The sequence below is a fragment of the Cupriavidus necator genome (genome assembly GCF_040578825.1).
Lineage (GTDB): Bacteria > Pseudomonadota > Gammaproteobacteria > Burkholderiales > Burkholderiaceae > Cupriavidus > Cupriavidus necator_E.
In genome coordinates this window covers 1-19,989 of sequence record NZ_JBEFLI010000100.1, presented here as the reverse complement: position 1 = coordinate 19,989, position 19,989 = coordinate 1, and the positions used below count along the sequence as shown (strand labels likewise).

Annotated in this window: 22 protein-coding genes; 18 read left to right on the top strand and 4 right to left on the bottom strand. The window is 67.0% G+C overall.

Annotated elements, in window-relative coordinates; translation table 11 throughout:
- From AB1I47_RS30845 to AB1I47_RS30835, 3 genes are all read left to right on the top strand, one after another.
- A partial coding sequence (locus AB1I47_RS30845; RefSeq protein WP_354687467.1) for a DUF3108 domain-containing protein occupies positions 1 to 857 on the top strand: 857 nt, incomplete at its 5' end.
- 45 nt (positions 858 to 902) lie between these two features.
- The gene (gene pcaD, locus AB1I47_RS30840) at positions 903 to 1,745 is read left to right on the top strand and encodes a 3-oxoadipate enol-lactonase (protein ID WP_354687466.1); all 843 of its coding nucleotides are present in this window, start codon (positions 903 to 905) and stop codon (positions 1,743 to 1,745) included.
- Between the two features lie 237 nt (positions 1,746 to 1,982).
- Positions 1,983 to 2,240, top strand: a complete 258-nt coding sequence (locus tag AB1I47_RS30835; protein WP_354687465.1) for a BTH_I0359 family protein — start codon at positions 1,983 to 1,985, stop codon at positions 2,238 to 2,240.
- Between the two features lie 79 nt (positions 2,241 to 2,319).
- Here AB1I47_RS30835 and AB1I47_RS30830 read toward each other — a convergent pair whose 3' ends face one another.
- The gene (locus AB1I47_RS30830; RefSeq protein ID WP_354687464.1) at positions 2,320 to 2,712 is read right to left on the bottom strand and encodes a rhodanese-like domain-containing protein; all 393 of its coding nucleotides are present in this window, start codon (positions 2,710 to 2,712) and stop codon (positions 2,320 to 2,322) included.
- Between the two features lie 196 nt (positions 2,713 to 2,908).
- Here AB1I47_RS30830 and AB1I47_RS30825 point away from each other — a divergent pair, with 196 nt between their 5' ends.
- The 5 genes from AB1I47_RS30825 to AB1I47_RS30805 all read left to right on the top strand — a co-directional run bounded on the left by AB1I47_RS30825 (position 2,909) and on the right by AB1I47_RS30805 (position 8,903).
- Positions 2,909 to 3,973 (top strand): homocysteine S-methyltransferase family protein, encoded by a 1,065-nt coding sequence (locus AB1I47_RS30825; protein WP_354687463.1) that lies wholly within the window; start codon positions 2,909 to 2,911, stop codon positions 3,971 to 3,973.
- 16 nt (positions 3,974 to 3,989) lie between these two features.
- On the top strand, positions 3,990 to 6,737 hold the full coding sequence (gene metH, locus AB1I47_RS30820; RefSeq protein ID WP_354687462.1) for a methionine synthase: 2,748 nt from the start codon (positions 3,990 to 3,992) through the stop codon (positions 6,735 to 6,737).
- A gap of 265 nt (positions 6,738 to 7,002) precedes the next feature.
- The gene (locus AB1I47_RS30815) at positions 7,003 to 7,452 is read left to right on the top strand and encodes a hypothetical protein (RefSeq protein WP_354687461.1); all 450 of its coding nucleotides are present in this window, start codon (positions 7,003 to 7,005) and stop codon (positions 7,450 to 7,452) included.
- Positions 7,453 to 7,793: 341 nt separating this feature from the next.
- Positions 7,794 to 8,426, top strand: coding sequence for a response regulator transcription factor (locus tag AB1I47_RS30810; protein ID WP_354687460.1), 633 nt, complete (start codon positions 7,794 to 7,796; stop codon positions 8,424 to 8,426).
- A gap of 69 nt (positions 8,427 to 8,495) precedes the next feature.
- Entirely contained in the window at positions 8,496 to 8,903 is a 408-nt protein-coding gene (locus tag AB1I47_RS30805; RefSeq protein ID WP_354687459.1) for a response regulator, read from the top strand.
- Positions 8,904 to 8,921: 18 nt separating this feature from the next.
- On the opposite strand, the gene AB1I47_RS30800 is transcribed toward AB1I47_RS30805, so the two are convergent.
- Positions 8,922 to 10,325: a sensor histidine kinase gene (locus AB1I47_RS30800; protein ID WP_354687458.1), complete on the bottom strand. Its 1,404-nt coding sequence runs from the start codon at positions 10,323 to 10,325 to the stop codon at positions 8,922 to 8,924.
- A gap of 280 nt (positions 10,326 to 10,605) precedes the next feature.
- Between AB1I47_RS30800 and AB1I47_RS30795 the strand changes: the two genes are divergently transcribed.
- Together AB1I47_RS30795 and AB1I47_RS30790 are read left to right on the top strand one after the other, a co-directional pair.
- On the top strand, positions 10,606 to 10,773 hold the full coding sequence (locus tag AB1I47_RS30795) for a DUF1328 domain-containing protein (RefSeq protein WP_010812883.1): 168 nt from the start codon (positions 10,606 to 10,608) through the stop codon (positions 10,771 to 10,773).
- A 52-nt stretch (positions 10,774 to 10,825) separates the two neighbouring features.
- Complete coding sequence (locus AB1I47_RS30790; RefSeq protein ID WP_354687457.1) at positions 10,826 to 11,251, top strand: DUF883 family protein; 426 nt, start codon at positions 10,826 to 10,828, stop codon at positions 11,249 to 11,251.
- A gap of 228 nt (positions 11,252 to 11,479) precedes the next feature.
- Here the strand turns inward: AB1I47_RS30790 and AB1I47_RS30785 are convergent, their stop codons facing one another.
- Positions 11,480 to 11,800: a DUF1840 domain-containing protein gene (locus tag AB1I47_RS30785; RefSeq protein ID WP_354687456.1), complete on the bottom strand. Its 321-nt coding sequence runs from the start codon at positions 11,798 to 11,800 to the stop codon at positions 11,480 to 11,482.
- 251 nt (positions 11,801 to 12,051) lie between these two features.
- Here AB1I47_RS30785 and argS point away from each other — a divergent pair, with 251 nt between their 5' ends.
- The 5 genes from argS to AB1I47_RS30760 all read left to right on the top strand — a co-directional run bounded on the left by argS (position 12,052) and on the right by AB1I47_RS30760 (position 17,363).
- A complete protein-coding gene (argS, locus tag AB1I47_RS30780) occupies positions 12,052 to 13,839 on the top strand; it encodes an arginine--tRNA ligase (RefSeq protein WP_354687455.1) in 1,788 nt (595 codons plus the stop codon).
- 117 nt (positions 13,840 to 13,956) lie between these two features.
- Positions 13,957 to 14,742 carry an SPOR domain-containing protein gene (locus tag AB1I47_RS30775; protein ID WP_354687454.1) on the top strand — a complete coding sequence of 262 codons (786 nt, stop codon included), beginning with the start codon at positions 13,957 to 13,959 and terminating at the stop codon, positions 14,740 to 14,742.
- Between the two features lie 181 nt (positions 14,743 to 14,923).
- A complete protein-coding gene (locus tag AB1I47_RS30770; RefSeq protein ID WP_354687453.1) occupies positions 14,924 to 15,559 on the top strand; it encodes a thiol:disulfide interchange protein DsbA/DsbL in 636 nt (211 codons plus the stop codon).
- A 152-nt stretch (positions 15,560 to 15,711) separates the two neighbouring features.
- Positions 15,712 to 16,515, top strand: a complete 804-nt coding sequence (locus AB1I47_RS30765) for an SDR family oxidoreductase (RefSeq protein WP_354687452.1) — start codon at positions 15,712 to 15,714, stop codon at positions 16,513 to 16,515.
- A 2-nt stretch (positions 16,516 to 16,517) separates the two neighbouring features.
- Positions 16,518 to 17,363, top strand: a complete 846-nt coding sequence (locus AB1I47_RS30760; RefSeq protein ID WP_354687451.1) for a helical backbone metal receptor — start codon at positions 16,518 to 16,520, stop codon at positions 17,361 to 17,363.
- Positions 17,364 to 17,384: 21 nt separating this feature from the next.
- Here the strand turns inward: AB1I47_RS30760 and AB1I47_RS30755 are convergent, their stop codons facing one another.
- A complete protein-coding gene (locus tag AB1I47_RS30755; RefSeq protein ID WP_354687450.1) occupies positions 17,385 to 18,461 on the bottom strand; it encodes an MBL fold metallo-hydrolase in 1,077 nt (358 codons plus the stop codon).
- A 213-nt stretch (positions 18,462 to 18,674) separates the two neighbouring features.
- Between AB1I47_RS30755 and AB1I47_RS30750 the strand changes: the two genes are divergently transcribed.
- The 3 genes from AB1I47_RS30750 to AB1I47_RS30740 form a co-directional block, all read left to right on the top strand.
- On the top strand, positions 18,675 to 19,139 hold the full coding sequence (locus AB1I47_RS30750; protein WP_354687449.1) for a MerR family transcriptional regulator: 465 nt from the start codon (positions 18,675 to 18,677) through the stop codon (positions 19,137 to 19,139).
- Positions 19,140 to 19,268: 129 nt separating this feature from the next.
- Positions 19,269 to 19,745, top strand: a complete 477-nt coding sequence (locus AB1I47_RS30745) for a PaaI family thioesterase (RefSeq protein WP_354687448.1) — start codon at positions 19,269 to 19,271, stop codon at positions 19,743 to 19,745.
- 39 nt (positions 19,746 to 19,784) lie between these two features.
- Positions 19,785 to 19,989 (top strand): acyl-CoA dehydrogenase family protein (locus AB1I47_RS30740; RefSeq protein WP_354687447.1); only part of this gene is annotated, 205 nt, incomplete at its 3' end.

The following is a 19,989-nucleotide window of genomic DNA, read 5'->3' as shown; positions in this document are numbered from 1 at the left end:
CGCCCAAGCCCCGTCCCGCCCCGCGTCCGCGCCCGAAACCAGCAGCGCCGGCGCCTGCGCCCGAGCCTGAAACCCAGGAAGCGCCGGCACCGCCGCTGGCCACCAGCCCTCAGGGCGAGGCGGAGATGGCGGCTGGTACCGGCGGCGAGGGCACCGCGGCGGGGCCGGCGGCCCCTGCTCAGGGCCCGGCCGGCGGCCCCCAGGGGGCTCCGGATGGCACCCGCTACAACGCGCCGCCATCGGCCACGATGCACTACGCCAGCTTCGTCAACGGCGTGCAGAACCCCGACGGCCTGATCCGCTGGGAACAGGACGGCAGGCGCTACCGGCTCGCAGTGGAAACGCGCGTGTTGTGGTTCAAGTTCGCCTTCCAGAGCAGCGGCGCCATGGCCGAGCAGGGGCTGGTGCCCGAACGCTACGAAGAGCGGCGCCGCAACAAGATGGAGGCCTCGCGCTTCGATGCGGCGGCCGGCACGGCCGTGCTGGCCTCGGGCGCGCAGGCGCAGTTCCCGCCCGGATCGCAGGATCGCTTCAGCGTTTTCCTGCAGCTGGTGGGGCTGGTGCGGGGCAATCCGCAGCGCTATGTCACACCGGGTGTGACGGAAACGTTCCTTGTAGGCGACACGCGCGATGTGGAACCGATGCAAGTGCAGTATGTTGGAGAGGAAGACATCGACACCGGCATTGGGGTGGTGCGTGCGAAGCACTTCGTGCGGCTGCAGCGGCGCGCCAACGACCGCCGCCGCGTCGAACTGTGGCTGGCGCAGTCGCTGGGCTGGATGCCGGTGCGCCTGCGCCAGACGGAACCGGACGGCACCCAGATCGACCTGGTCTATCGGGGAGCGGCAGGCCAGTAGCGCTGTCTACACTCATACGTATCGCCAACCGCAAGGAGTCCAGCCATGACCGTTGCCACGCCAGCTTCCGAAACCCACCGCATCCATGCCGATGGCGCCGAGCTGTACGTGCGCGTGGACGGGGCCGACGGGCCGTGGGTCATCCTGGTCCACGCGCTGGCCGCCAACCACGCGTTGTGGGACGCCACCGCGCAGCACCTGGCGTCGCGCTACCGCGTGGTGCGTCCCGACCTGCGCGGCCATGGCGGCAGCGAAGCGCCGCTGGGCCCCTACACCATGGTGCGGCTGGCCGACGACGTTGTCGCGGTGATGGACGCGCTGCAGATCCCGCAAGCACATGTCTGCGGCGTGTCGGTGGGCGGCATGATCGGCCAGACGCTGGCGCTGCGCCATGCCGAGCGGCTGCTGTCGCTGGCGCTGGTGGCAACCAGCAGCCATACGCCGCTGGAAGCGCACCCGATGTGGCATAACCGCATCGGCCAGGCCGAGGCGCACGGCATGGCCGGCATGGCCGAGGCCACGCTCGATCGCTGGCTCACCGAGCCCTTCCGCGCCAGCCATCCGGATGAAGTGTCGCGAATCCGCGACATGCTGATGGCCACGCCAGTACGTGGTTACGTGGGTGTAGCGCAGGCAATCATGGCTTTTGATCTCGGCGGCGCGCTTTCCCGCATCCATTGTCCTACGCTGGTAGTAGCGGGCGAGCTCGACCAGGGCGCGCCGGTGTCGATGGCGCAGAGCATTGCTTCAGCCATCCCCGGCGCCCGACTGGAAGTGCTGCCTGGGGCGGCGCACCTGGTGAACGTGGAGCAGCCGGAACGCTTCCACGCCATTCTGGACGCATTTCTTGGCAACGCCGCCTGTGGAGGCCAGTGCGACGTTCCGTGACAGACAACACACTGATGTAGAAGACTCAAGAAACTTGTTGCATTGGCCGATGCCCAACTTAGGAACGCAGCTAACGTAGTCAGCAAATCGTGGCAAGGCAGTGATCGCGCAGCAACGCTTGATTTCACGCGGGTCACCCCAAGTTTGGAGGTAAAGCCGCGGCGCCCCCCTCAAGGCATCAACGAGGCAAGAATCACAAGGGCATGCCGCCCACCCATGACGCCCAGGAGGTGTGCCATGCAAATGATCTACAACAGCGACAACTACTGCATCGTGGAATTCGGTGCGGATGTCGATCAGGCGCCGCTCGAGTTTGGCGGCTATGAAATCGTGGACAAGAACCTGAAGCGCGAAATCTTTCTCGGCGGCCAGCTGGCCGAGAGCTTCCGCGCCGATGTGAAACGCCTGATCGAAAGCGAGCCGTCGGTGGAGGAAGTCGACGACTTCCTCGGCAAGTTCGACAATGTGATGACGCATCCGCTGGTGATGCACTGAGCGGCGCGGCGAAGGAATCAGGACGAGGGTTCACGCCCGCTTCGGCGGGCGTTTTTGTTTTCTTGCGCGAGAGAGAAGCTCAGTACTGCTCCCACGGCAGCCCGTCGTGACGCCAGCCGTTGATCGTATTGCGGTGGCGCTGCGCATCGAGATCGCCCTCGAAGCCGTGCAGCACGTTGTAGACATTGGAAAAGCCGGCGCCTTCCAACGCCCGCGCCGCCGCCGACGAGCGGTTGCCGCTGCGGCAGATCAGCAGCACCGGCCGCGCCGACGCCTGGCCCGCCAGCTTCTTCACCATCTGCACGAAATGCGGGTTGACCTCCCAGTCCGGGCCGTCGTTCCAGGGCACGTTGTGCGCACCCTTGGGATGGCCGACGAACAGGTATTCCATTTCGCTGCGGCAGTCGACAAACAACGTCTCGGGCGACTGCTCGAGCAGGTTCTGCGCATCGGCGGGGCTGAGGTGTTGCATGGTCGGCGGAAAAAGGGCTGGGGGGCGATTGCGGTGACTGTTACGTCTCTCAGTGTAGGCCGTACAGCGTGGGACAGGCAACCGCAAGGCCTTGATACACCTGATAAAATCGCACCTCTTTGGCCGCCATCGGCCACACCAGCGGCCCACCGTCGATCCACCACCGATCCGCGGCCGCCTTTCCAGAGTCCCCGCCATGAGTGCCCCTGAATCCCGCGCGCCCGCCGCGCCGCGCCCCTACACCCGGGCAGCCGAGCTGCCCCGGCTGCTGCAAGACCGCATCCTGATCCTGGACGGCGCCATGGGCACCATGATCCAGCGCTACAAGCTGACCGAGGCCGACTACCGCGGCGAACGTTTTGCCGAACACAAGGTGGACGTGAAGGGCAACAATGAACTGCTGCTGCTGACGCGGCCCGAGGTCATCAGCGAGATCCACGAGCAATACCTTGCCGCGGGTGCCGACCTGATCGAGACCAACACCTTCGGCGCCACCCGGGTCGCGCAGGAAGACTACAAGATGGCCGACCTGGCGTACGAGATGAACGTCGAGGCCGCGCGCCTGGCGCGCGCCGCCTGCGACAAGTACAGCACGCCGGACAAGCCGCGCTTTGTCGCCGGCGCCTTCGGTCCCACGCCCAAGACCGCCAGCATCTCGCCCGACGTCAACGACCCGGGCGCGCGCAACGTGACCTTCGAAGAGCTGCGCTTGTCGTACTACGAACAGGGCAAGGCCCTGCTCGAAGGCGGCGCCGACGTGTTCCTGGTAGAGACCATCTTCGACACGCTCAACGCCAAGGCCGCGCTGTTCGCCATCGACCAGCTGTTTGAAGACACCGGCGAGCGCGTGCCGGTGATGATTTCCGGCACCGTGACCGATGCGTCGGGCCGGATCCTGTCGGGCCAGACCGTGGAAGCGTTCTGGAACAGCCTGCGCCACGCCCGCCCGGTCACGTTCGGCCTGAACTGCGCGCTCGGCGCCACGCTGATGCGCCCGTATATCGCCGAGCTGGCCAAGATCTGCGATGCCGCGGTGTCGTGCTACCCGAACGCGGGTTTGCCGAACCCGATGAGCGATACCGGCTTTGACGAGACGCCTGAAGTCACGTCGTCGCTGGTGGAAGAGTTCGCCGCCTCGGGCCTGGTGAACCTGGTGGGCGGCTGCTGCGGCACCACGCCCGAGCATATCGCCGCCATCGCCCAGCGCGTGGCCGACAAGAAACCCCGCACCTGGCCCGGCCAGTATCGCGACGCCGCCTGAGCCGGAGCCAAAAACCATGAGCGACAACAAACTGCCCCCGCGCCCGATGCGCCTGTCGGGCCTCGAGCCCTTCACCATCGACGACGACACGCTGTTCGTCAACGTCGGCGAACGTACCAACGTGACCGGCTCCAAGGCCTTCGCGCGGATGATCCTGAACGGCCAGTTCGACGAGGCGCTGGCGGTGGCGCGCCAGCAGGTGGAGAACGGCGCGCAGATCATCGACATCAACATGGACGAGGCCATGCTGGACTCGAAGGCCGCCATGGTTCGCTTCCTGAATCTGATCGCCTCCGAGCCCGATATCGCGCGCGTGCCGATCATGATCGACTCGTCCAAGTGGGAGGTGATCGAGGCCGGGCTGCAATGCGTGCAGGGCAAGCCGGTGGTGAACTCGATTTCGCTGAAAGAGGGTGAGGAGCAGTTCCGCCACCACGCCGAGCTGATCCGACGCTACGGCGCCGCTTCGGTGGTGATGGCCTTCGACGAGCAGGGCCAGGCCGATACCTTCGCGCGCAAGACCGAGATCTGCAAGCGCAGCTACGACATCCTGGTCAACGAAGTCGGCTTCCCGCCGGAAGACATCATCTTCGACCCGAATATCTTCGCGGTCGCGACCGGCATCGAGGAGCACAACAACTACGCGGTCGATTTCATCGAGGCCACGCGCTGGATCAAGCAGAACCTGCCATATGCCAAGGTCAGCGGCGGCGTGTCCAACGTGTCGTTCTCGTTCCGCGGCAATGACGTGGTGCGCGAGGCGATCCACACCGTGTTCCTGTACCACGCCATCGGCGCGGGCATGGACATGGGCATCGTCAACGCCGGCCAGCTCGGCGTGTATGACCAGCTCGATCCCGAGCTGCGCGAGCGGGTGGAAGACGTGGTGCTGAACCGCCGCGAAGATTCCACCGATCGGCTGCTGGAGATTGCGGACCGCTTCAAGGGCGGCGGCGCGAAGAAGGAAGAAAACCTGGCCTGGCGCGGCACCCCCGAGCAGCCGGTGCCGGTGGGCGAACGCCTGGCGCACGCGCTGGTGCATGGCATCACCACCTTTATCGTCGAAGACACCGAGGAAGTCCGCCAGCAGGTCGAGGCGCGCGGCGGCCGTCCGATCGAGGTGATCGAGGGCCCGCTGATGGACGGCATGAACATCGTCGGCGACCTGTTCGGCGCCGGCAAGATGTTCCTGCCGCAGGTGGTCAAGAGCGCGCGCGTGATGAAGCAGGCGGTGGCACACCTGCTGCCCTATATCGAGGAAGAGAAGCGCCTGCTGGCCGAGGCCGGCGGCGATGTGAAGGCGCGCGGCAAGATCGTGATCGCCACCGTGAAGGGCGACGTGCACGATATCGGCAAGAACATCGTGTCGGTGGTGCTCCAGTGCAATAACTTCGAAGTGGTCAACATGGGCGTGATGGTCCCGTGCAACGAGATTTTGGCCCGTGCCAAGGTCGAAGGCGCGGACATCGTCGGCCTGTCGGGGCTGATCACGCCGTCGCTCGAAGAGATGGCCTACGTCGCCGCGGAAATGCAGCGCGACGACTACTTCCGCATGAAGAAGATCCCGCTGCTGATCGGCGGTGCCACGACGTCGCGCGTGCATACCGCGGTGAAGATTGCGCCCAACTACGAAGGCCCGGTGGTGTACGTGCCGGACGCCTCGCGCTCGGTCAGCGTGGCGTCGAGCCTGCTGTCGGACGACGGTGCGGCCAAGTACCTGGACGAACTGAAGGCCGACTACGACCGCATCCGCACCCAGCACGCCAACAAGAAGGCCACGCCGATGGTGACGCTGGCGCAGGCACGCGCCAACAAGACGCCGCTCGACTGGAGCACGTACGTCCCGCCCAGGCCCAAGTTCATCGGCCGGCGCGTGTTCCGCAACTACGACCTGGCCGAGCTCGCCAACTACATCGACTGGGGTCCGTTCTTCCAGACCTGGGACCTGGCCGGCAAATTCCCCGACATCCTCAACGACGAGATCATCGGCGAGTCCGCGCGCCGGGTGTTCTCGGACGGCAAGGCGATGCTGTCGCGCCTGATCCAGGGCCGCTGGCTGACCGCCAACGGCGTGATCGCGCTGCTGCCGGCCAATACCGTCAACGACGACGATATCGAGATCTATACCGACGAGACCCGCAGCAAGGTCGCGCTCACCTGGCACAACCTGCGCCAGCAGAGCGAGCGCCCGGTGGTCGACGGCGTGCGCCGGCCCAACCGCTGCCTGGCGGACTTCGTGGCGCCGAAGGACAGCGGCATCGCCGATTACGTCGGCATGTTCGCGGTCACCGCTGGTCTGGGCGTGGAGAAGAAGGAAGCCCAGTTCGAGGCCGACCACGACGACTACAGCGCGATCATGCTCAAGGCGCTGGCCGACCGCCTCGCCGAGGCCTTCGCCGAATGCCTGCACGAGCGCGTACGCAAGGACCTGTGGGGCTATGACGCGGCCGAGCAGCTCAGCAACGAGCAGCTCATTGCCGAGTCGTACCGCGGCATCCGCCCCGCGCCCGGCTATCCGGCCTGCCCGGAGCACACCGTCAAGGGCCCCATGTTCGAATTCCTCGACGCGGCCGAGATCGGCATGGGCATCACCGAGTCGCTGGCGATGACGCCGGCCGCCTCGGTCAGCGGCTTCTACCTGGCGCATCCCGAGTCGACATACTTCACCATCGGCAAGATCGGCCAGGACCAGCTGGACGACATGGCGGCACGCCGCCATGAAGACCGCGCCACGCTGGAGCGCGCGCTGGCACCCAACCTGTAACGGGGTGCGACGTCATGGCGGCGCCTTCACCGGCGCCGCCATGCTGCCACGGCCTTGATCTGGCAGGGAAATACCGCGTCGGCAGGCGTTCCAGGCGCGTAGCGGCGCAGTTTGCGGCGCAACACAACTCCTTACACAGCCTTTCAACTCCTCACAGACCGGCGCAGCCTGGGTCCCTAGACTGAGGGCTCGATTCACGCAAACACCAGGGCGTGAACACCGCGGCGAATGTTTCGCCGCGGGGCATCCTGAAAGGAGTCTGTCCATGAAGAAACTGCTGATCTCCCTGTCCGCTCTGTCGATCGCCGCCGCTTCCTCGCTTGCCATGGCGCAAGGCACCGGCGTCTCCGTGGGTACCAAGGCCGACGCAGGCGCTTCGGTGAGCACCGCACCGGTCACCGGCGCCGCGCAGTCGGGCCTGTCCACTGCGGGCAGCGCGGCTGACAAGGGCCTGGCCACCGCGAACGCGGCCACCGACAAGGGCCTGTCGGCGGCGGGTACGGCTGCCGACAAGGGCCTGTCGACCGCCGGCGTGGCAGTAGACAAGAGCACCGGCGCCGCAGCCGATGCCACCGGCGGCGCCAAGGCCGAGGCCGGCAGCAAGACCAAGCGCGACAAGCAAGACAAGCATGCCGCCAAGTCGACCAAGAAGTCGAAGGCAGACGCCAGCGTGGGTGTGAACGCCGGTGCCGAAGCGGGCGCCAAGGCCCAGTAAGCCCCTGCGGTACTAGCAGCCCTCGCGGCGCGGCGGGCCCCCTCCCGGGACTAGCCATCGCCTGACGCGCCGCAGCAAAGCGGGACGGATCCCCTCCGTCCCGCTTTGCTTTTGTGCGCGCCCACATGCGCGCTGATGCCCGGCGCGGCGCGCCTGCCGCCTCGCCCGCGGGCCATGTGCGTTCTACGCGTTGTGGCCTCGCATCATGTCAGCCTGACACCGACAGCCTGCGCTCCCGGGCGGCACTACAATGACAGCATCGCAAGCGGTTCCGCCTGCACCCGAAGCACCGGGGAAAGTGCCGGTCCGCTCAATGCAGTTCAACCCCCGTGGAGCCCCACATGATCCGCGTCCTGATCGCTGACGATCACGAGATTGTGCGTGCCGGGCTGCGCCAGTTCATTTCCGAAGAGCCCGACATCCAGGTGACAGGCGAAGCCGGAAGCGGCGACGAAGTCATGGCGCAACTGCGCGATGCCGAATTCGATGTCCTGGTTCTCGACATCTCGATGCCCGACCGCAACGGCATCGACGTGCTCAAGCTGATTCGCCAGCGCAAGCCCGAGCTGCCGGTCCTGATCCTTTCCACCTACCCGGAAGACCAGTACGCGATCAACCTGATCCGTGCCGGCGCCTCCGGCTACCTGACCAAGGAAAGCGCGCCGGACGACCTGGTCAAGGCCATCCGCACGGTGGCGCAGGGCCGGCGCTATGTGAGTGCCACGGTGGCAGACCTGCTGATCGGGGGGCTGGACAAGCCGACCGAGCAGCCGGTGCACCAGATGCTGTCCGAGCGCGAGTTCCAGATCTTCTGCAAGCTGTCGCGCGGCCAGTCGGTGTCGGTGATTGCCGACGAACTGTTTCTCAGCGTCAAGACCGTCAGTACCTATCGTTCCCGCATCCTCGAAAAAATGGGCATGAAGACCAACGCGGACCTGACTTACTACGCCATCAAGAACGGCCTGGTCGAATAGCGCCACACCGCGGGCCGCCCCGGCGGCTGGCGGGTAGGGCCGCGACGGACCGGGCCAGCAATATCAAATATGTCGGAGCAGGCTTCGAACACATCCTACCGGGCGCTGAGCATACTGCTGATTGAAGACTCGGCGGTCCTGCGAGGCATGCTGCTCGAATACCTGAAGGATTTCCCGTTTATCGAGAACGTGGACTGGGCCGATACCGAGGCGATGGCCCTGCGCCTGCTCGCCGCCGGCAAATACGATGTGGCCATCGTCGACCTGCAGCTGCGCCAGGGCAACGGCATCAATGTGCTGCGCGCGATGCAGCGCAACGACAACGGCACGGTGCGCATCGTCTACACCAACCATGCCCAGGTGGACATGTACCGGCGCCAGTGCGCCGAGGCCGGCGCCGACTACTTCTTCGACAAGTCGCTCGAGCTGGAGCAGGTGTTCCGCGTGATCGAGGAACACGCGGCGCCGGCGTCCTGAACCCCTTTCAGTATTCCCTCACGCCCGCGCCGGCTCCTGGCCTTCCGGCTCCTCTGCCGGCGCCAGCACCGACGCCGTCAGCGGCACCTCGATCTGGATGCGCACGCCCGCGTGCTCGGAGGAATCGATCTGCATGCTGCCGCCCAGCGCGGTGACGCGCTGCTCCATGCCCAGCAGCCCGTGGTGGCCGGCAATGCTGCCTGCCTCGAAGTCCGGCGGCAGCCCCTTGCCGTCGTCGCGCACGGTCAGCGTCAGCAGCTCGTGCTGGCACGCCAGCCGCACCTCGATGTGCTTTGCTTCCGAGTATTTGCTGGCATTGGTCAGCGACTCCTGCACGATCCGGTACAGCGCGATGGCGGCTTCGTCGCGCAGCGCCGGCAGGTCCTCGGGCACGCTGACCTCGGTCTGCCAGTCGTTGCGCGCGCCCACTTCCTCCACGAGCTGGCATACCGCCGCGCGCAGGCCCAGGTTGAGCAGCACCGTCGGGCGCAGGTCCTCGATCAGGCGGCGCTTGATCTGGATGCCCTGGTCCACGTGCAGCATCACGCGCGTGAGCCGCTCGGCGGCCACCGCGTGGTCCTGCTGTATCTGGCGGCGCACCCAGTGCAGGTCGAGCTTGATCGCCGTCAGGATCGCACCGAGCTCGTCGTGCAGCTCGCGCGCCAGGCGTGTCTTCTCGTCCTCGGTCACGCGCTGCAGGTGGGCGGCCAGCGCCGATAGCTGGCGCGTGCGCGCGCGTACCTTGCGGTCCAGCTTCACGCTTTCCTCTTCCAGCTGCGTGCGCACCGCCTCGGCCATCGACAGCCGCTTGGCCTGGCCCACGCCCACGGCGATCAGCAGGGTGATGTTGATCGCCGTCAGCAGCCCGATACCGTAGCGCGAGAGCTGCACGTCGTTCTCGGCGCCTTCGAGCCGGTGCGAGACCGAGCCCGCCTCGCGCGCCTGGAGCTGGTCCAGTCCGCGGCGTGCGTTGTCCATGGTCTGCTTGCCGTAGTCAGTGCGTATCAGCTCCAGCGCCACCTCCAGGTCGCGCTTGCCGTACACCAGCGTCAGCGCCATCTCGTTGAGCTTGCTGTTGATCAGCTTGGAGGTGTCGCCGAAGAGCTTCAGCGCCTCGGGATCGTTGGCGTAGTCGGCGCGGATCTGCGCCATCAGCTCGGCGATGCGCGGCAGCGCCTTGTAATAGGGCTCCAGGTAGCTTTCCTTGCCGGTCAGCAGGAAGCCGCGCTGGCCCGCCTCGGCATTGACCAGCTCGCCGTTGAGCGCGGCCAGCTCGGTCTGCACCCGCTGCGAGCGAATCACATCGTTATAGCTTTCGCGCAGCCGGATATTGCCGGTCTCGGACGCCACCAGCACCGCCAGCGTCAGCACGATGCCGCCCGCCAGCAGCAGGGTGTGGGGAAGGAATGACTGCTTGAACATGGGGCAATTCCTGTAGTGGAGGCGCGCCGCTTGCCCGCGCAGCGCCAGGGAGGGCCCATGGAATCACATTGACCGACATGGGTCAACCGGGATGCCGGGGCGCGTGGGGGACGATCGACTTGTTGTAGGACTCGGCTGACAGCGGAATCGGCTCGCTGTCGGTATTGGGGCGCCCCCTGGCTTCCTACGATGAGGCTATGAGCTTGCACCCCTTGGCGCAAGCCCTCACATGGGCCCAGCCAGTGCGCTGGCCTGGTCCGACATCTTCGGGAGCCTAGCCATGCTGCAGTATGCACTCGTATTTTTCGTCATCGCCCTGATCGCTGCGATCTTCGGCTTCGGCGGTATTGCCGCCGGCGCGGTGGAAATCGCCAAGATCCTGTTCTTCATCTTCCTGGTCGTGGCGCTGGTTGCCGCGGTAATGGGCCTCGTCCGCAGAGGGCGCTAGTACCGGCTCCGGCCGGTTTCTCCCTCCGCCTACCGACACCTGAGGAGACCGTATGCTGACGCAGAACCCCAAAGTCCGGAAGGAACTGAACCACCTGTCTGACAGTGCCGACAGCGCCATCAGCCATATCAAGCACGCCGCGCGGGATACGCGCGACGCGACGGCGCCGCTGTCCGGCGAGGTCAAGTCACTGATCGCGCAGCTCGAGCACACCATCGAAGTGCTGGCGCGCGAAGGCTCTGCCGAGAGCCTGCGCGCGGGGCAGCGCCTGCGCGAGCGCGCCAGCGAAATGGCGCACCGCCTGCGCGCCCAGACCACCGACAGCGTGATGCGTGCCCGCGAGCGCATGGACGGCGCGGTCGAGCAATCCCGCCAGCGCGTGGTCGAATCCCCGCTGAAGGCGGTGGCGATCGCCGCGGCGGTCGGCGCGCTGATCGGCGTGCTGCTGGCCAATGGCCGTCATCACGACGAGGAATAAGGCCACAGCAAGCCATAGCCAGAGACAGGAACATCCAGCTTGGGAACCCGCCGGCCACGCCGGCGTTCCCCGCAAGCATTCCCCCCCTTTCCGGAACCCTCGTCCGGAAGCCCGGCTACCCGACAGCGGTGCCGGGCGTCTTTTTTTGTGCGTACGGAAATGGGGTGCGGGTGAGGCTGGGAGGGGCCGCGGCCTCTCAGGCCCGGCCCGCCCTGATCGGATCGGTGCTCAGACGCCCCACAGCACGTGGGCGCCTTCACGGTGCGAGGCGCGCAGCATGTCGAGGAACGGATAGGCGCGCTGGCCCAGGTGCAGCGGCTCTTCCTCTTCGTCCTCGTTGGCGCCTTCCGCCTCCACCGCCGGGCTGGCCGGGTGGGCGCGGGCGTCGGCCACTGCGGCTTCCAGCCTGTGGATCGCGTGCGGCAGTTCTTCGACAGTGATCACCCCTCGTTCCCCGAGATGCTTGCCGATGATGCCCAGCAGCGTAACGGCCAGATCCTTCATCATGATCAGGTCCTGCGCAGCGTGGGATTTGAAGGTGATCAGCATGATTGGTTTCCTTTCACGGAGATGCAGGGGCGTTCCCGAGGGGGGAAACTTCGCAAACTGTAGCCGCGTTTGTGGCCCGGGGCCATCCTCGCGCATGATGTCAGCATAGCACCTGATAAAATTCCGCGTTCCCGATTCCAATGCCTGTCATGCGGCGCGGCGTTCCTTTGCCGTCACTTGCCGCCTTCCCGGCACCGGCCCCGCCCAAATGGCGGTGCCTGAATACCTTGCCCACAGGGCTTCCGACATCCATGCTGCCTGTTCAGACCTCCAATCTTGCCGCCGCGTTCACCGATGCCGTGCGCGCGCTCGCCCCGGCCGATGCCAACCTGCCCGCCGTCACCTTCGAGCGGCCCAAGGTGGCCGCCCACGGCGACCTCGCCTGCAACGTCGCCATGCAGGTGGCGCGCGCGCTCAAGAGCAACCCGCGCGAACTGGCGCAGCGCATCGTTGGCGCCGTGCAGGCCGACGCGCGCGCGCAGGGGCTGGTCGAGACCATGGAGATCGCCGGCCCCGGCTTCATCAACCTGCGTCTGACGCCGGCGGCCAAGGCCGACGTGCTGCGCGCGGTGCTGACCGAGGGCGACCACTACGGCGCGCGCGAGCGCGGCGTGCACGGCCAGGTGCTGGTGGAGTTCGTCTCGGCCAACCCGACCGGCCCGCTGCACGTCGGCCACGGCCGCCAGGCGGCGCTGGGCGACGCGCTGGCCAACCTGCTGTCGTGGCAGGGCTTCCACGTGCACCGCGAGTTCTATTACAACGACGCCGGCGTGCAGATCCAGACCCTGGCGCTGTCGGTGCAGGCGCGCGCGCGCGGCCTGAAGCCGGGCGACGCCGAGTGGCCCGAGGCCGCCTATAACGGCGATTACATCGGCGACATCGCCGCCGACTTCCTCGCCGGCAAGACCGTCAGCGCCTCGGACGGCGAGCCGGTGACCGCGTCGGGCGACGTCGAGGACATCGAGTCGATCCGCAAGTTCGCGGTGACGTACCTGCGCAACGAGCAGGACATCGACCTGCAGGCCTTCGGCGTCAAGTTCGACCGCTACTACCTGGAATCGTCGCTGTACAGCGACGGCCGCGTCGATGCCGCGGTGCAGGCACTGGTCGCCAGGGGGAAGACCTACGAGAGCGAGGGTGCGCTGTGGCTGCGCACCACCGACGACGGCGACGACAAGGACCGCGTGATGAAGAAGAGCGACGGTACCTACACGTACTTCGTGCCGGACGTGGCCTACCACACCACCAAGTGGGAGCGCGGCTTCACCAAGGTCATCAACGTGCAGGGCAGCGACCACCACGGCACCATCGCGCGCGTGCGCGCCGGCCTGCAGGGCCTCGACATGGGCATCCCGCAGGGCTATCCCGACTACGTGCTGCACAAGATGGTGACCGTGATGAAGAACGGCGAGGAGGTCAAGATTTCCAAGCGCGCCGGCTCCTATGTCACCGTGCGCGACCTGATCGAATGGTCCAACGGCAGCGAAGAAACCATCCGCGGCTGCCTGGAAGCGGGCATGGCCGACTGGCCGGAGCACTTCACCCGCGGCCGCGACGCGGTGCGCTTCTTCCTGCTGTCGCGCAAGGCCGATACCGAGTTCGTATTCGACGTCGACCTGGCGCTCAAGCAGAACGACGAGAACCCGGTGTACTACGTGCAGTACGCCCACGCCCGCATCTGCTCGATCTTCGAGTCGTGGGGTGGCGCGGAATGGGAGGCCCGCCTGGCCGAGCTGGCCGGCGCCGACCTGTCCGCCGTGACCGGCCCCGAAGCCAGCGCGCAGGCGCAGGCGCTGGGCCGCCGGCTGGCCGAGTTCCCGGACATGCTGTCGGACGCGGCCGCCGAGCTGGCGCCGCACGCGGTGGCTTTCTACCTGCGCGACCTGGCCGGCGACTTCCACGCCTTCTACAACGCCGACCGCGTGCTGGTGGACGACGAGGCCGTCAAGCGCGCCCGGCTGGCGCTGCTGGCCGCGACGCGCCAGGTGCTGCGCAATGGCCTTGCCGTGATCGGCGTGTCGGCGCCGCGCCGCATGTAATGAGACGTCCGGCGCGCCCGTTCATGGCGAGCGGGGCGCACGGGGCCGCGCGCCCCGGGCCGGTGCTGCCGATGGCGGCACTGGCTCTATAATCCCGGCATCACCAAAGAGGACTTCATGCAACAGCAACGCAAGCGCGATCCGCGCAAGACCCGCCGCAGCCAGCAACGCGGTGGTACGTTCCTGGGCCTGGTGCTCGGCCTGATCGTCGGGCTGGCCATCGCCGTGGTGGTCGCCCTGTACATCACCAAGTCGCCGACGCCGTTCCAGCAGAAGAATGCCCCGCGGCCGAGCGAGCCGGGCAACGTCGCCAGCCAGCTGCCGCCGCCGGCGCAGCGCGCCGACGAGGGTCCGACCGACCCCAACAAGCCGCTGTGGAGCAAGACCCCGGCCAAGCCGGTGGGCCCGGCACCCGAGCCGGAGGTCAAGCAGAACGGTCAGAGTGGCCAGAGCGCCCAGCACGGCCAGAATGGACAGAATGGACAGAATGGACAGAACGGCCAGCAGCCGCCGGTGGCCGTGGCGCGCCCGTCCGAGAAGCCGCTGCCGACGGAACGGCCGGCTGACAAGCCCAACGGCACCACCGACAAGCCCGTCGCCACCAAGCCGGCCGAGAAGCCGGTGGCCGACCCGATCGCCGAGATCGCCCAGGCCGATGCCAACAAGGTCGGCTACCTGCTGCAGGTGGGCGCGTTCCGCTCGTCCGACGACGCCGACCGCCAGAAGGCCAACCTGGCGATGCAGGGCTTCGAGGCCAGGATCACCGAGCGCGACGTCAATGGCGTCAAGATGTACCGCGTGCGCATGGGGCCGTTCAACCGCATCGAGGACATGAACAAGGCGCGCGAGCGCCTGCAGTCGTCGGGTTTCGAGGCGTCCGTGATCCGCTTCACCAAGCAGTAAGCCGGACCGCAGGGTCAGGCGTTAACCCGGGCGGGTGTGGCGGATGGCCGCACCCGCCGGCCGCTGATTAATACCCGGTAACCACCGCAACACCTTGTCACCGCCGCGGAAGGCGCCCCGCTGAACCGGACGCCGCCGCCGCGGTCATACGCTCATCGTCCAAACCGCAAGGCCGCACCAAATGAAGAAACTCGCCGCACTGTTCGCCATGTTCGCCGCCGTGGGCGGCCTGCTGATGTCCGCCCCGTCCCGGGCAGCACCCGCCGAGGGCAAGGAATACCAGGTCCTGAAGGCCGCCCAGCCGGTCACGCCGGGCAAGATCGAGGTCACGGAGTTCTTCTGGTACGGTTGCCCGCACTGCTACGACTTCGAGCCCGACCTGGAAGCCTGGGTCAAGAAGCAAGGCAACAACGTGGTGTTCAAGCGCGTGCCGGTCGCATTCCGCGACGACCTGCTGCCGCACACCAAGATCTTCTATGCGCTGGAAGCGATCGGCAAGCTCGACGCCATGCACAACAAAGTCTTCAACGCCATCCACGTCGACCGCAAGCGCATGCTCGACGCCAACGAGATCGCCGACTTCATGGCCAAGAACGGTGTCGACCGCAAGGCCTTCCTGGATGCGTACAACTCGTTCACGGTGACCACCAACTCGCAGCGCGCCAACAAGATCGCGGATGCGTACAAGATCGACGGCGTGCCGACGGTGGTGGTGCAGGGCAAGTACGTGACTTCGCCGTCGATCGCCGGTACCAAGGGTAGTGCGATTCAGACGATGGATTATCTGGTGGAGCAGGTGCGGGGGAAGAAGCTGTAATCTGCTGACGACCTTCGCATGCTGAGGGTTTGCTGTCCTCTCCCGCAAGCGGGAGAGGGCGCACCCAAACGGGATTGTCATAGATCTGCGAATAGCTGACTGGCTGGTACGATGTACCAGCCTTTTCTATTTTGGACAGTCGCCTGCCTACCATGCGTCCCCTCAAAGTCTTCCTCACCGGCGCCTCCAGCGGACTAGGCCAGGCCCTCGCGCGCGAATACGCCGCGCAAGGCGCCATCCTGGGCCTGGTCGCCCGCCGCGAGGAGGCGCTGCGCGAGTTTGTCGCCACGCTGCCCAACCCGGGCGCGGTGCGCGTCTACGGCGCCGATGTGCGCGATGCCGATGCGATGGCGCGCGCGGCCGATGACTTCCTGAACCATTTCGGCTGCCCTGACGTGGTGATCGCCAATGCCGGCGTCTCGGTCGGCACCGTCGCCAGCGAGCGCGAGGACCTCGACGCCTTCCGCCAGGTGATGGACACCAACTGGTTCGGCGTGCTGACCACCTTCCAGCCCTTCATGCATGCGATGCAGGCGCGCGAGCCCGGCCACTTCGGGCGGCGCGGCACGCTGGTGGGCATCGCCAGCGTCGCCGGCGTGCGCGGTCTGCCCGGTGCGGGCGCCTACAGCGCGTCGAAGTCGGCGGTGATCAAGCTGCTGGAAAGCCTGCGGCTGGAACAGCGCCAGCATGGCATCCGCGTGGTCACGATCGCGCCGGGCTATATCCGCACGCCGATGACCGCGCACAATCCCTACCGCATGCCGTTCCTGACCGATGCCGACGTGTTCGCGCGCAAGGCGGTGCGGGTCATTGCCGCGGGCCGGCGCTTCCGCGTCATCCCGTGGCCGATGGGGGTAGTGGCGGCGCTGCTGCACGTGATGCCGCGCTGGCTGTACGACGCGCTGGCCGCGGGCGCACCGCGCAAGCCGCGGCGCGCGCAAAGTCAGGAGCCCTGACCATGTGGCGCGACGCGATCGGCCAGCAGCACGCCGCCGCCAGCGGCGAGGCGCGCATCGCCTCGCTGGTGCCGTCGGTCACGGAACTGCTGTTCGCGCTCGGGCTTGGCGGGCAGTTGGTGGCGCGCACCGGCTTCTGCATCCATCCCGAGCCGGCGGTGCGCGCGGTGCCAAAGGTCGGCGGCACCAAGGACGTGAAGGTGGCGCGGCTGCGCGAGCTGGCGCCCACGCATGTGGTGGTCAATATCGACGAGAACCGGCGCGAGACCGTCGACGAGATCCGCGGCTTCGTGCCCAACGTGATCGTCACCCATCCGTGCGCGCCGGAGGACAATCTTGAGCTGTACCGGCTGCTGGGCGGCATCTTCGGGCGCCACACCGAAGCCGAGGCGCTCTGCGCCGCGCTGCAAGCCGAGCTGGATGCGATCCGCGCACGACCCTGGCCACAGCGCCGCGTGCTGTACGCGATCTGGCAGGATCCGTGGATGACGGTGTCGCGCGACACCTATATCAGCCGCATGCTGGCGCTGGCCAACTGGCAGACCTGGCCGGGTCCCAATGACGCCGTGCAAGCCTGCGGGGTGGGGGACCTGAGCGGCGACTGCAGCCGCCCCAATGCCCCCGGCGAGCGCTATCCCAGCTTCCGCTGGAGCGACGCGCTGGTGCGCGAGCTCGACCTTGTACTGCTGTCGACCGAACCCTACCGCTTTACCGAAGACCACGCCGACGCGCTCGAGCGCCAGCTCGGCAAGCCGGTGCTGCTGGTCGATGGCGAGATGCTGTCGTGGTACGGCAGCCGCGCCGTCGAGGGCGTGCGCTACCTGGCGGCGCTGGCGGCCGCCAACTAGATCGCCCTCGGTAGCCCAGCCTCAGGCGGCGCGGAAACGGATCACGCCGTCGTCGCCGGTCTCGCGCACCAGCTCGCCCCGATGCCACAGGCAATGCAGGTGCGCCAGCGACTCGCCCATGGCGAAGGTCATCTGGTGGATATCGAACTGGCGCTTGAAGATCACGCTGACGATGTCGTGCGCGCTGCAGGCCTTCTCGCGGCACGCTTGCAGTGTTTCGGCGAGGCGGTCGACATGGTGCTCGCGCAGCTGGTTGATGCGGGTATGCAGGTTGCGGAACGGACGGCCGTGCGACGGCAGGATCAGCACGTCCTGCGGCAGCGGCTCGTACCTGCTCAGCGAATCCAGGTAGAGCTGCAGCGAATTGCCCGCCGGCTCCATGTCGAACACGCTGACATTGGTCGAGATGCGCGGCAGCACCATGTCGCCGGAAATCAATACGTTGGTGGCTTCGTTATACAGCGCCACGTGCTCGGGCGAATGGCCGAAGCCGGTGATCACGCGCCAGCCGGACGTCGCCGCATCGGTGCCGATGCGCACTGTCTGTCCCTCCATCATCCGGCGGTACTGCGCCGGCAGCTCCGGCACCAGCGATGGGTAATAGGTCTTGCGCGCGCGCAGCTTTTCCTGGCTGTCCGGATCGGTCAGGCCGTGCAGCGCAAAGTGCGCGGCGGCCCCGTCGCCGCCAGCGCTGGAGCCGGCGCCGGTGCCGCTGCCCATCACGCGCGCGCTCATATAGTCGCCCAGGCTCATCCACAGCCGCACGCCGAAGCGCTTGCACAGCCAGTGCGCCAGGCCGACGTGGTCCGGGTGGCTGTGCGTCACCAGCACGCGCACCACCGGCAGGCCTTCCAGCTCGTTGGCGAAGATGGTTTCCCAGTGGCCCTTGATGGTGTCGTTGGTGATGCCGCAATCGACGATGGTCCAGCCGTCACGGCCGTCCAGGCGGTCGCGCAGCAGCCACAGGTTGATGTGGTCGAGCGCGAATGGCAGCGGCATGCGCAGCCAGTAGACGCCGGGGGCGACTTCCTGTTTGGTGCCGGGCTCGGGCATGGTGTCGCCGAACGGGTATTGGAGCTGGTGTTCGAGTGCGTTCATGAGGAGTCTCGTGGTCGAAGCCTTGTGCCGGAGGATCGGGGGATCGCGGGGCAGGCGGGCTTTCTTGTTGCTGCGTCAGTGCCAGGGGGTGTAAGCGCTAGTTGCCAGTCGCCAGGGTTGACGCTAACGTAAACGTCAACTCAAGCGGTTCGTCTCCATCTTAAGCGAAAACTTGATTCCGCAACGAACGACCGTTCACTTCCTGGGCGCACCATGGCAGTCACGCAATCCCCCGGCTCCGCTACTTACACCATCACCGATCTCGCGCGCGAGTTCGACATCACGCCCCGCGCCATCCGTTTCTACGAGGACCAGGGCCTGCTGTCACCCGACCGCGAGGGCCCCGGCGGGCGCAAGCGCGTCTATAACGGCCGCGAGCGGACCCGGCTGAAGCTGACGCTGCGCGGCAAGCGGTTAGGGCTCACTCTCAACGAGATCCGTGAGATTCTTGATCTGTACGAGTCTCCACGCGACACCGCCCCGCAACTGGAGCGGTTCCTGCACTCGCTGGCCGATCACCGCCGCACGCTCGAGCGCCAGATGGAAGACCTGCAGGCGCAACTGGCCGAAATCGACCAGCACGAACGCCAATGCAAGGCGTTGCTGGCCGCGCAGACTGGCGGGACGACTCCGCCGAGTGAAGATGGCGATGCGCCGCCCCGCGTCAGATCGGCCTGACGCATCACTTCGTCCCGCCTCCGTGCCGGACGGGATTGACGTTTACGTAAACGTCAATAGAATAGCCGGACAGCCCGCCGTCACTGCGGCGGCGCCCCGCGATCCAACGCCTTCCACCGGAATCCCGACATGACGTTAGCCAACGCCAGTGCCGTCCCCGCTGAACCCGAAGCGCTGTCCGCCGCGCGCGCCGACGCCATTGCCACCAGCTTCTCGCGGCAAGGGCTGATGACCACGCTCGGCGCCACGCTGCAGCGCGTGGAGCGCGGCGAGGTCGAGATCGCGATGCCATGGTCCGACGGCGTGACCCAGCAGCACGGCTTCTTCCACGGCGGCGCGGTCGGCGCGCTGGCCGACAGCGCCTGCGGCTACGCCGCGCTGTCGCTGGTGGGCGAAGGCGAGGCGGGCCTGACCGCCGAGTACAAGATCAACCTGCTGTCCCCCGCCCAGGGCGAACGCCTGGTGGCGGTGGGCCGCGTCCTCAAGCCCGGGCGCACGCTGATCGTGGCGCAGGGCGATGTCTACGTCGAGCAGGACGGCCGCCGCAAGCAGGTGGCCACCATGCTGATGACGCTATGCGTGGTCCGTACCCTGGACCACGTCTGAGCTGGCTGACACACACACCGATTCCAACAGGAGACCGACATGACCGAACTGCCAGGCCTGAAATTCGATCTGGGCGAAGACATCGAGATGCTGCGCAGCTCCGTGCGCGCCTGGGCCCAGGCCGAACTGGCCCCGCGCGCCGCCGAAATCGACCGCACCGACCAGTTCCCGATGGACACCTGGAAGAAGATGGGCGACCTGGGCGTGCTCGGCATCACCGTGGCCGAGGAATACGGCGGCGCCA